Source organism: Brevundimonas sp. 2YAF1 (assembly GCF_052114745.1).
In the GTDB taxonomy this organism is placed as follows: domain Bacteria; phylum Pseudomonadota; class Alphaproteobacteria; order Caulobacterales; family Caulobacteraceae; genus Brevundimonas.
This window is the reverse complement of the sequence record NZ_JBFRFI010000006.1, coordinates 252,750-262,281: the sequence shown is the minus strand read 5'-3', so window position 1 is coordinate 262,281 and position 9,532 is coordinate 252,750. Positions and strand designations below refer to the sequence as shown.

Genomic DNA, 9,532 nt, shown 5'->3' with positions numbered 1-9,532 from the left:
ATGTTCTTCACGTAGTCGGCGTGGCCGGGGCAGTCGACGTGGGCGTAGTGACGGTTGGCCGTCTCATATTCCACGTGCGAGGTGTTGATCGTGATGCCGCGGGCTTTTTCTTCCGGGGCGGCGTCGATGTCGGCGTAGTTCATCGCCTTCGCGCCGCCGGCCTTCGCCAGCGTCATCGTGATCGCAGCCGTCAGCGTCGTCTTGCCGTGGTCAACGTGGCCGATCGTGCCGATGTTGCAGTGCGGCTTGTTACGTTCGAACTTTTCCTTGGCCATGGCCAAACTCCTGTGGCCCGGGTCCAAAGCGGAGGGGCGCTTCTGCTCAGTTCAAAAAACCTGGAGCGGGTAGACGGGATCGAACCGACATCCTCAGCTTGGAAGGCTGCTGCACTACCATTGTGCTATACCCGCGCGAAGAATGCGTTGCCCCAACCCCGTGAGAGGTTGGCGTTTCCGCACCCGATTCCTTTTTGGGTTTCCGTCCTCTCGGCCTTGAAACGCGCGTGGTGGGGGAAGAAGGACTCGAACCTTCGAAGCTTACGCAGGGGATTTACAGTCCCCCCCCTTTGCCACTCGGGACATTCCCCCAGCGCGCGTTTTCAAAACCGGTCTGGATACGCAACGGAACGATCTTTCGATCATTTTCGTCGCGAAAGCCTTCGTGTCCGGCGACGCCTGTAATAGAGGAAGCGCCTGACCCGAAGCCCTAGGGCCCAAATCGGAGGCCGTCTTATAGTGTCGTCATTTCCAGAACGCAACGACCGGAAAACCGGTAAAAAGCAGTCTTTCCACAAGCGCGTGGAAAGCCGGCCTGAGAAAGGCTGGTCGCCCACCCCCACAAGCCGTTCTGGGGGCGATTTCGCCCCCAAAGCCCCGCGCGGCAAGGTCGAAGCGGATAATTTTGTCTGGGGCCGCCACCCGGTTCTAGCCGCTTTGGCCAATCCGGCCCGTCGCGGCATGGGCCGTTTGATGGTCACGGAGGACCGCGCCGCTGAAATCGAACGGGAAAATCTGGCGAACGGCCACCGAATCGAGGTGATTGATTCGACCGCCCTCGCCCGGCTGCTGCCGGCCGGCGCCGTTCACCAGGGCATGGTCTTCAAGGTGCAGCCGCTGGAAGGCGTCGCCCTGGAAGAGCTCGCCGAGGACGCCAGCGGCGTCATTGTCATGCTGGATCAGCTGACCGACACCCAGAACGTCGGCGCCATCTTCCGCTCGGCCCTGGCCTTTGGCGCCAAGGGCATCGTCGTTCAGGACCGGCACTCGCCCGCCCTGGCCGGCGCTCTGGCCAAGGCGGCGGCCGGCGCGACCGAACGCCTGCCCTGCGCCCGCGTCACCAATCTCAGCCGCGCGCTCGAGAAGCTGGCGGACCTGGGCTGGCGCGCCGTCGGTCTGGACGGCTCCGCCGAGCTGACGCTGGAACAGGCGCTTGATTCGCGCCCGACGGTTCTGGTCATGGGCTCGGAAGGCGACGGCGTCCGCCGTCTGGTGGCCGAGCATTGCGACGTCATGGCCAAGATCCCCATGCCCGGCGGATTCGAAAGCCTGAACGTCTCCAACGCCGCGGCCATCGCCCTGTACGAGACCGCCCGCGCCCAGCGCCCGGCCTGATCGACCCTTTCCTCCCGCCGGCCTAGCGTCGGCGGGAGCGAGTTTGCTGCGGCGTCTTGGCGCAGCTTCTAGCGGGGCTTAAAGAGCGCCGATGGAATTCCTCTCAGATCCCCACCTCATCAGCCAGGCCACCGCGCTCGGCAAGGTCATGATGATCGACCTGGTCCTGGCCGGCGACAACGCCGTCGCCGTGGGCCTCGCCGCCGCCGCCCTGCCCCAGGAACAGCGCCGCAAGGCCATCCTGATCGGCCTGGCCGCCGCCGTCGTCATGCGCATCGGCCTGGCCCTCGTCACCGTGCAGCTTCTGGCCATCGTCGGCCTGCTGCTGGCGGGCGGCTTCCTCCTGTTGTGGGTGTGCTGGAAGATGTGGCGCGAACTGCGCGAGCAGGCGACCCACGATCAGGCCGAAGCCGAGGCCGAGATCGAACGCGCCATGGCCATCGAACACGGCGGCGGTCCCAGCCCCGAGGAAATGGGCCTGAAGCGCAAGACCTTCGGCGCCGCCCTGCTCCAGATCATGATCGCCGACCTGACCATGTCGCTGGACAATGTGCTGGCCGTCGCCGGCGCCAGCCACGACCACCCGTGGATCATGGTCTTCGGCCTGATCCTGTCGATCGCTCTCATGGGGCTGGCCGCCAGCTTCATCGCCAAGCTGCTGAACCGTTATCGCTGGATCGCTTACATCGGCCTGGTCATCGTTCTCTACGTCGCCCTGCACATGATCTGGGACGGCGGACGCTCGGTGATCGTTCGCACCGGCCACGCCGATGAGTTCAACGCCTCGGCCCCCGCCTTCCTCGACATCGGCCCGGAAGAACAGGCCAAGCATATGAAGCACGCCAGCGCAGGCAGCCATGAAGCCACGCCCGCCGGCCTGCCCGGCGCGAGGGAACAGCGAACGCCGGCTGCGGCCGCGGCAACGCCGACGAACTAGAAACGTGAAAGGCCCGGAGCGATCCGGGCCTTTCTTTTGGCCGGTTCCAGGCCGAGCCGCGATTGCACCGTGCGACGAAAAAAACAGTGCAATTCGTGCAATCGGCCGGCGGTGGACGCTTGGCGATGGGCGACGCGAGAAGGGCCGAAGCCCGGCGTCAGGCAGCGATGTCAAAGACCGAGGCGCCACTATAGCCCCGGTCTTAAGCGCCGCGAGCCGATGGGCGTGTTTGGCCCGCAAACGCCTATGGCGACAGGAATCGGCGTGATGGGAATTTAGTTTTGCTCGGCGCCGGGAGAGGATGATGGTGGAAGGGGATGAGGTTCAGCGACCGCGCAGCCACCCTGTAACGGAAAGACGCTCCGCCCCCGCCGACAGCGCCACCTGAGTGACGGAATGCGGGGCCGGCACTCTCAAGAGGTTCAACGTATTGAAGCGCGGAGTGAAGGCTTCGGCCACATTGCCGTCGTCGCCGTGGAAGGCCAGAAGCCCGCCCCAGTCGATCCGCCAGGCCGGCGTCAGTCCCAGCACATAGGCGAAATAGCGTTTTTTCCCTTCGGCGGCGTCGTCATGCTCCGTCAGGAAATGGCCGCGGCGAAATCGGGTCAACTGAGCATCCGCCAGCGCGATCCCTGCTTCGCCCGTCAGGTCGCGCATCAGGTTCAGGAACGGCTCGCTATTCAGGAAGCCGACCAGACCCGACCAGACCGGGTCCGCAGCGCCGGCCTGAGCAAGGTCATAGATGGGGTGGTTGTCATAAAGGTACTGGAAGCCCTGCGTGGCGGAGGCCTGAACAGCCTCCCCCAGACCTTGTTTCTGCACCGGCTCAAGACTGGCCAACCATGCCGCCGGAAAGTCGACATGGCCGCTGCCCCGCCGGGTCACGGTGTTATAGGGCGCGTTTGCAGCCTGTTCCGCCAGGTGCTGGGCCTGGCTCGGCGAGAGAATGCCGCTGACCTGGGTCCGGCCCGTCAACGCCAACCTATCTCTGATTTTCTGACGCTGGTCGGTCGAAAACTCTACTAACTCAGGCCTCATTCAGCCCCGCCGAAACGTTCGGTCCATTCTGCGACCTGGGTGTCTTCAATCTTCTTGAACAGGACCTCGGCCGCGGCGACGGTCTGACCGGCCGGCAGCATGTTCAGCAGGTCGGCGTCGGCCTGGGGCCAGCTCAGGTCCGTCGCGCCGACGCTGGCGCCGATGCGTTCGGCGCTGCCCGGCATGAAGGGGGCGGTGACGCGGGCGAACAGGGCGACCAGCGATAGGCCGGTGCGCACCACCACAGCGGCGCGGTCGCGGTCGGTCTTCAGGGCCGTCCAGGGGGCGGCTTCCTGCAGATACTCGTTGCCCAGCACCCAGAGGGCGCGCGCCGCCTGAGCCGCCTTGCGGAACTCCATGGCCTCGAACTCGGCGGTCAGGGCTTCCAGACCGGCCTTCAGATCGGCCGCCAGCTTTGCTTCCAGCGGGCCGGCCTCGCCGCCCTCGGGCACGACGCCGTCGAACTTGGATTCCGTGAACTTGACGATGCGGTTGACGAAATTGCCCAGCACGTCGGCCAGGTCCTTGTTCGTCGTCGACTGGAACTGCTCCCAGGTGAAGGCCGCGTCGGAATGCTCCGGGCCATAGGCCGTCAGGTGCCAGCGCCAGTAGTCGGCGGGCAGCAGTTCCAGCGCCTGATCCATGAAGACGCCGCGGCCCATGCTGGTCGAGAACTTGCCGCCGTACCAGTTCAGCCAGTTGAAGGCCTTCAACTGGTCGACCGTCTTCCACGGCTCGCCCGAGCCCAGGATGGTGGCGGGGAAGCTGACGGTGTGGAAGGCGACGTTGTCCTTGCCCATGAACTGGACGTAGCGCACGGGGTTTTCAGGATCGGCGGCGCCCTCGTCCAGACGCCACCACGAACGCCAGTTCCCACCCGACTGCTCGGCCCATTCCTCGGTCGCGGCGATGTATTCGATGGGGGCGTCGAACCAGACGTAGAAGACCTTGCCCTCCATGCCCGGACGCGGGCCGCCGTCGGGACCGACCACCGGCACGCCCCACTTCAGGTCGCGGGTGATGCCCCGGTCGATCAGGCCTTCATCCAGATGCTTGTAGGCGATGGAGCGGGCCAGGGGCTGCCACTGCGGCGAGCGAGCATCGACCCAGGCGCGCACCTGGTTCGCCACCCGGGTCTGCAGCAGATAGAGGTGGCGCGTGTCGCGGACCTCCAGATTGCGGCTGCCCGAGACGGCCGAATAGGGATTGATCAGATCGGTCGGATCCAGCAGGCGGCCGCAGTTGTCGCACTGGTCGCCACGTGCCTTCTCGTAAGCACAGTGCGGGCAGGTCCCTTCGACGTAGCGGTCGGGCAGGAAGCGGGCGTCGTCGATCGAATAGATCATCCGGTCGACGCGCTCCTCGATCAGGCCGCGCTCTTCCAGAACCTTGGCGAAATGTTGGGTCAGGCGGGTGTTCGGCGCGTTGGAGCTGCGGCCGAAGATGTCGAACGACAGGCTGAAAGCCTCGCCGGCCTTCTTCTGAACCTGATGCTGCTCGTCGCAATAGGTCCGCACGTCCTGTCCGGCGGCGGCGGCGGCCAGTTCGGCCGGGGTGCCGTGCTCGTCGGTGGCGCAGACATAGAGAACGTCGTGCCCCTGCCCGCGCTTGAACCGCGCCCAGACATCGGCGGGCAACATGGACCCGGCCAGATTCCCAAGGTGCTTGATGCCGTTGATGTAGGGCAGCGCCGAGGTGATGAGGATGCGGGCCATGGTCGTCCAGTCTGCGGGAGGAAGCAGACGGATATAGAGGGCGATCTCCTGATCGTCACCTTTTGCGGGACATTCACGTCAGAAGTGTCGCCTGAGACGCCGCTAGGTTCTCCGATCTGCGCTGCGCTTCGTCGGAGAATGACGGAGCGATCTGATTTCCGTCATTCTCCGGGCCGCGAAGCCTTAGGCCGGAAGCCGCCTGGCGATCCGCACGAACCGCCCGGTCAGCAACGCCCCCGAGATCAGGCTGGCCACGATCACCGACCAGACCAGACCATTAACGCCGATCCGGTGTGCCAGCCACCAGCCCAGCGGGATCATGACGATGCCGTAGGACAGCAGGTGCATCAGCGTCGGCCAGACCACGTCGCCCGCCGCCCGGTTGGCCTGGGCCGCCACCACCTGCATGGCGTCGGCGACGAAGAACAGCGTCGCCAGCACCAGGGCCGGGGCCGCGATGGCCAGGATGGCCGGGTCGGTCGTGTAGGCGCTGACCACCAATCCCGCCGTCGGCCACAGCACCAGGGCGATGATAAAGGCCAGCGCCGTCACCACCCCGATGCCCGCCAGACCGCCGCGCATGACGCCCGCGGAATCCCCCGCGCCGTAGCTGCGCCCCACCAGGACGGCCGTCGCGGACGACAGGCCCATGGGCACCATGAAGACGATGGCGGAAATGTTGATGACGACCGCCCAGCTGGCGGTCTCGGCCGCGCCCAGCTGACCCGCGAACAGGGTCATGGCGGCGAAGGCGCCGACCTCGATGAAGTTGGACGCGCCCGCGCCCAGGCCGACCTTGGTCTGCTGGCTCTCGACCGCCTTGTCGCGTTTCGGCTTGGCGAAGATTCCCAAGGCCCGCGCCTCGGGCAGGCGCAGGATGAAGATGACCAGGAAGATCGCCAGCGCCGTACGCGCGCCGAACGTGGCCCAGGCCGAGGCGAACGCGCCATCGACGCCGATGCCGAACAGGTCGGGCACCAGCAGCAGATTCAGGCCCAGGTTGACGGCGTTCGCGACCCACATGGCGACCATGCCAGCCTTGGGCCGATGCAGACCCTCAAGGAAAAACTGGGCCGCGACCGAAATCAGATAGGCCGGCATCGACAGGGCGAAGACCGTCAAGACGGGAGAAGCGCCCTCGCCCAAGCCGTCCTCAAGCCCCATGTGTTTCAAGCCGAACGGCCCCAGCAGCAGCAGGGCGATCATGGAGACGACGCCGATCTGCAGCGCATAGACCATGCCCCGGCGCAGCACGGCGCCGACCTCGTCCTTGCGGCCCTCGCCCAGCAGGCGGGCGGTCATGACCTGCACCCCCATCATCAGGCCGACCGCCGTGGTCAGGACGACCGACGACGGCGCCCAGGCTAGGGAGTGATAGGCCAGCTCGCGGCTGGCGTAGTGGCCCACGACGATGGCGTCGGTCAGGCCCATGGTCATGATGCCCAGACGCGCCAGCACGACCGGCCAGGCCAGCTTCAGCAGCTCGGACAGGGTCGCGCGGGTCTTGAAGCTGAACAGGGCGTTGGTCATGGGAGCCGGCACAGGCCATGCCGGCGAACAAAGGTCAACACCTCGAGCCTATCGCCACGAAAGGGTCACCAAGCGCCCAGCGCCCGCAGTTGCTTGGCCAGTTCGACCGGCAGCTCGCCCGCGTCCATCGTCGACAGGTCCGGCGGCGCGTCCTTGGGCTCCAGATAGCGCCAGCCCTGGAAGGGGCGACGGGCCTGGGGCGCGGTGCGGATCACCTCAGGCGACAGGCGGATCAGGCATTGCGACGCCTTGCCCTCGCCCTTGGTCGAAATGTCCAGGATCGGCATCCGACAGACGACCGAGCCCTTCATCACCCAGAACAGAGAGCCGCCGTCCTCCAGTTCGCTCGCGCGCTTGGGCGTCATCCGCGTGTTGACGGTCAGCCACTCGCCCTTGGCGGCGCGCCGCTCCAGCGTCTCGACCTTGGCGACGCCGACGCAGAGTTTGATCATGTGAAGGGGCATGAAACGCCGCCTGCTCTTCCGCTCATCCCGGCGGACGCCGGGACCCAGTGAGAGCCCCGCACACGGCGCTCGACAATATGTTCGCTCAAGTTCCCGCGTCGTCACCGAAGCCAAAGAACTGGATCCCGGCGTCCGCCGGGATGAGCGCGATTTAGGTAGCCGCCTTCACCACGGCCAGAACGGCGCCGTCTACGACCTGATCGCCGACGGCGACGTTGAACTCGGCCACCACGCCGTCGAAGGGCGCGGTCAGGGCGTGTTCCATCTTCATGGCCTCCAGCACCACGATGGGCTGGCCCTTGGTCACGACGTCGCCGGCCTTGGCGGGCGCGGCGACGATCTTGCCGGGCATGGGGGCGCGAAGGCCGCCGTCGGAGGCGGAGCCGCCCGCGCCCGCGCTGGCCTTGCGGCGGCGGAACTCGATGACGTCGCCGTCGTCGAAGACCACGATCCGTTCGGCGTCGGGGGTCAGGGCGCTGACGACCTCGCCGTCCACGACCACCAGATCCGGCTCGCCATAGACGCGGGCCGTGCCGAAATCGCCGGACACATCGAAGCTGGACTGGCGACCTTGCCAGCCGGGTTCGCCGGCCAGGGTCACAGCGTGGACGCTGTCGCCGTGGTGCAGGGCCGTGCGCGCCTCGGCCGGGGCGTTCATGCGGAAGCCGAACAGGCCCGCGCGCCACGGCACCAGTTCGGCATCGGGTGCGTCAAAGGCCGCAGCGTCGGCGTCCAGACCGATCAGGCCCGCCGCGCCGGCCAGAGCCCGAGCTGAGACAGGGGCCGCGATCAAGGCCGCCTCTTCCGCGCCGATGAAGCCCGTGTCCACGTCGCCTTCGACAAAGCGCGGGTGGTCCAGGCAGCGGGCCAGGAAGCCGGCGTTGGTGCGGACGGGCCAGACCTCGACCTCGCGGCAGGCGTCGGCCAGGCGGGCGGCGGCGGCTTCGCGGGTGTCTTCATGGACGATCAGCTTGGCGATCATCGGGTCGTAGAACTGGCTGACCTCGCCGCCCTGCTCCACGCCGGTGTCGACGCGGATGTCATCCGGCAGGACGAAATGATCCAGCTTGCCGATGGACGGCAGGAAGCCGTGAGCGGGGTCTTCGGCGTAGAGGCGGGCCTCCATGGCCCAGCCCTTCATCGGGATGTCGGCCTGCGCCAGCGGAATGGGCTGGCCCGCCGCGACGCGCAGCTGCCATTCGACCAGATCGACGCCGGTGATGGATTCCGTGACCGGATGCTCGACCTGCAGCCGGGTGTTCATTTCCATGAACCAGATGCGGTCGGCCTTCAGCCCGTCCGAGGCGTCAGCGATGAACTCGATGGTGCCTGCGCCCTGATAGTTGACGGCTTTCGCCGCCCTCACCGCAGCCTCGGTCACCGCTGCCCGCGTGGCCGCATCCATGCCGGGCGCCGGAGCCTCCTCGATCACCTTCTGGTGGCGGCGTTGCAGCGAGCAGTCGCGCTCATGCAGGTGGACGACATTGCCGTGGCTGTCGCCGAAGACCTGCACCTCGATGTGGCGCGGGCGGGTGATATAGCTCTCGATCAGGACGCGCGGGTCGCCGAAGGACGACTGGCCCTCGCGCTGGGCCGAAGCCAGACCGTCGGCGAAGTCCTCGGCGCGGTCGACCTTCTTCATGCCCTTGCCGCCGCCGCCGGCGACCGCCTTGATCAGGACGGGATAGCCGATGCGCGCCGCCTCGGCGGTCAGGGTTTCGACCGACTGGTCCTCGCCCTGATAGCCAGGGGTGACCGGCACGCCCGCCTCGATCATCAGCTTCTTGGCCGCGTCCTTCAGGCCCATGGCGCGGATGGACGCCGGCTGCGGGCCGATCCAGACGATGCCCGCCGCCATGACCGCCTCGGCGAAGTCGGCGTTCTCGGACAGGAAGCCGTAGCCGGGGTGGATGGCCTCCGCCCCCGTCGCCTTGGCCGCCGCCAGCACCTTGGCCGCATCCAGATAGGATTCGCGCGCCGCCGCCGGGCCGATCAGCACCGCCTCGTCCGCCTCGCGCACATGCAGCGCGGCGGCGTCAGCCTCGGAATAGACGGCTATGGTGCGCAGGCCCATGCGGCGGGCGGTGCGGAATACGCGGCAGGCGATCTCGCCGCGATTGGCGACCAGGACGGACTTGAACATGGCTTGTCCTTATCCCTTCTCCCCTTGCGGGAGAAGGTGGCGGCCGCAGGCCGACGGATGAGGGGTTTCGCAAGGCAGGATAAGGCGAAGCACTA

Annotated in this window: 8 protein-coding genes and 2 tRNA genes; 2 read left to right on the top strand and 8 right to left on the bottom strand. The window is 66.9% G+C overall.

Annotation, left to right across the window (positions count from 1 at the left end; all coding sequences use genetic code 11):
- The 3 genes from AB4Y68_RS10670 to AB4Y68_RS10660 all read right to left on the bottom strand — a co-directional run.
- On the bottom strand, positions 1-275 hold a 275-nt coding region (locus AB4Y68_RS10670; protein WP_441455610.1), incomplete at its 3' end, for a GTP-binding protein.
- Between the two features lie 61 nt (positions 276-336).
- Positions 337-410 (bottom strand) — tRNA-Gly (locus tag AB4Y68_RS10665).
- A 93-nt stretch (positions 411-503) separates the two neighbouring features.
- Positions 504-587 (bottom strand) — tRNA-Tyr (locus AB4Y68_RS10660).
- 147 nt (positions 588-734) lie between these two features.
- Here AB4Y68_RS10660 and rlmB point away from each other — a divergent pair.
- Both rlmB and AB4Y68_RS10650 read left to right on the top strand, forming a co-directional pair.
- Positions 735-1,610, top strand: a complete 876-nt coding sequence (gene rlmB, locus AB4Y68_RS10655; RefSeq protein WP_441455608.1) for a 23S rRNA (guanosine(2251)-2'-O)-methyltransferase RlmB — start codon at positions 735-737, stop codon at positions 1,608-1,610.
- 91 nt (positions 1,611-1,701) lie between these two features.
- Positions 1,702-2,547 carry a TerC family protein gene (locus AB4Y68_RS10650; protein ID WP_441455607.1) on the top strand — a complete coding sequence of 282 codons (846 nt, stop codon included), beginning with the start codon at positions 1,702-1,704 and terminating at the stop codon, positions 2,545-2,547.
- A 324-nt stretch (positions 2,548-2,871) separates the two neighbouring features.
- Here the strand turns inward: AB4Y68_RS10650 and AB4Y68_RS10645 are convergent, their stop codons facing one another.
- The 5 genes from AB4Y68_RS10645 to AB4Y68_RS10625 all read right to left on the bottom strand — a co-directional run bounded on the left by AB4Y68_RS10645 (position 2,872) and on the right by AB4Y68_RS10625 (position 9,437).
- Complete coding sequence (locus AB4Y68_RS10645; RefSeq protein ID WP_441455605.1) at positions 2,872-3,528, bottom strand: 2OG-Fe(II) oxygenase; 657 nt, start codon at positions 3,526-3,528, stop codon at positions 2,872-2,874.
- Positions 3,529-3,581: 53 nt separating this feature from the next.
- On the bottom strand, positions 3,582-5,300 hold the full coding sequence (gene metG, locus AB4Y68_RS10640) for a methionine--tRNA ligase (RefSeq protein WP_441455604.1): 1,719 nt from the start codon (positions 5,298-5,300) through the stop codon (positions 3,582-3,584).
- 183 nt (positions 5,301-5,483) lie between these two features.
- Entirely contained in the window at positions 5,484-6,830 is a 1,347-nt protein-coding gene (locus AB4Y68_RS10635) for an MATE family efflux transporter (RefSeq protein ID WP_441455602.1), read from the bottom strand.
- 65 nt (positions 6,831-6,895) lie between these two features.
- Positions 6,896-7,294, bottom strand: coding sequence for a DUF1489 family protein (locus tag AB4Y68_RS10630; RefSeq protein WP_441455601.1), 399 nt, complete (start codon positions 7,292-7,294; stop codon positions 6,896-6,898).
- Positions 7,295-7,445: 151 nt separating this feature from the next.
- Complete coding sequence (locus tag AB4Y68_RS10625; RefSeq protein WP_441455600.1) at positions 7,446-9,437, bottom strand: acetyl/propionyl/methylcrotonyl-CoA carboxylase subunit alpha; 1,992 nt, start codon at positions 9,435-9,437, stop codon at positions 7,446-7,448.
- Positions 9,438-9,532: the final 95 nt, after the last annotated feature.

Excerpts from the sequence above, each read along its gene's own strand:
- AB4Y68_RS10650 (WP_441455607.1), top strand. The coding sequence starts at position 1,702 with ATGGAATTCCTCTCAGATCCCCACCTCATCAGCCAGGCCACCGCGCTC.
- AB4Y68_RS10630 (WP_441455601.1), bottom strand. The coding sequence starts at position 7,294 with ATGCCCCTTCACATGATCAAACTCTGCGTCGGCGTCGCCAAGGTCGAG.
- AB4Y68_RS10635 (WP_441455602.1), bottom strand. The coding sequence starts at position 6,830 with ATGACCAACGCCCTGTTCAGCTTCAAGACCCGCGCGACCCTGTCCGAG.
- AB4Y68_RS10625 (WP_441455600.1), bottom strand. The coding sequence starts at position 9,437 with ATGTTCAAGTCCGTCCTGGTCGCCAATCGCGGCGAGATCGCCTGCCGC.
- metG (WP_441455604.1), bottom strand. The coding sequence starts at position 5,300 with ATGGCCCGCATCCTCATCACCTCGGCGCTGCCCTACATCAACGGCATC.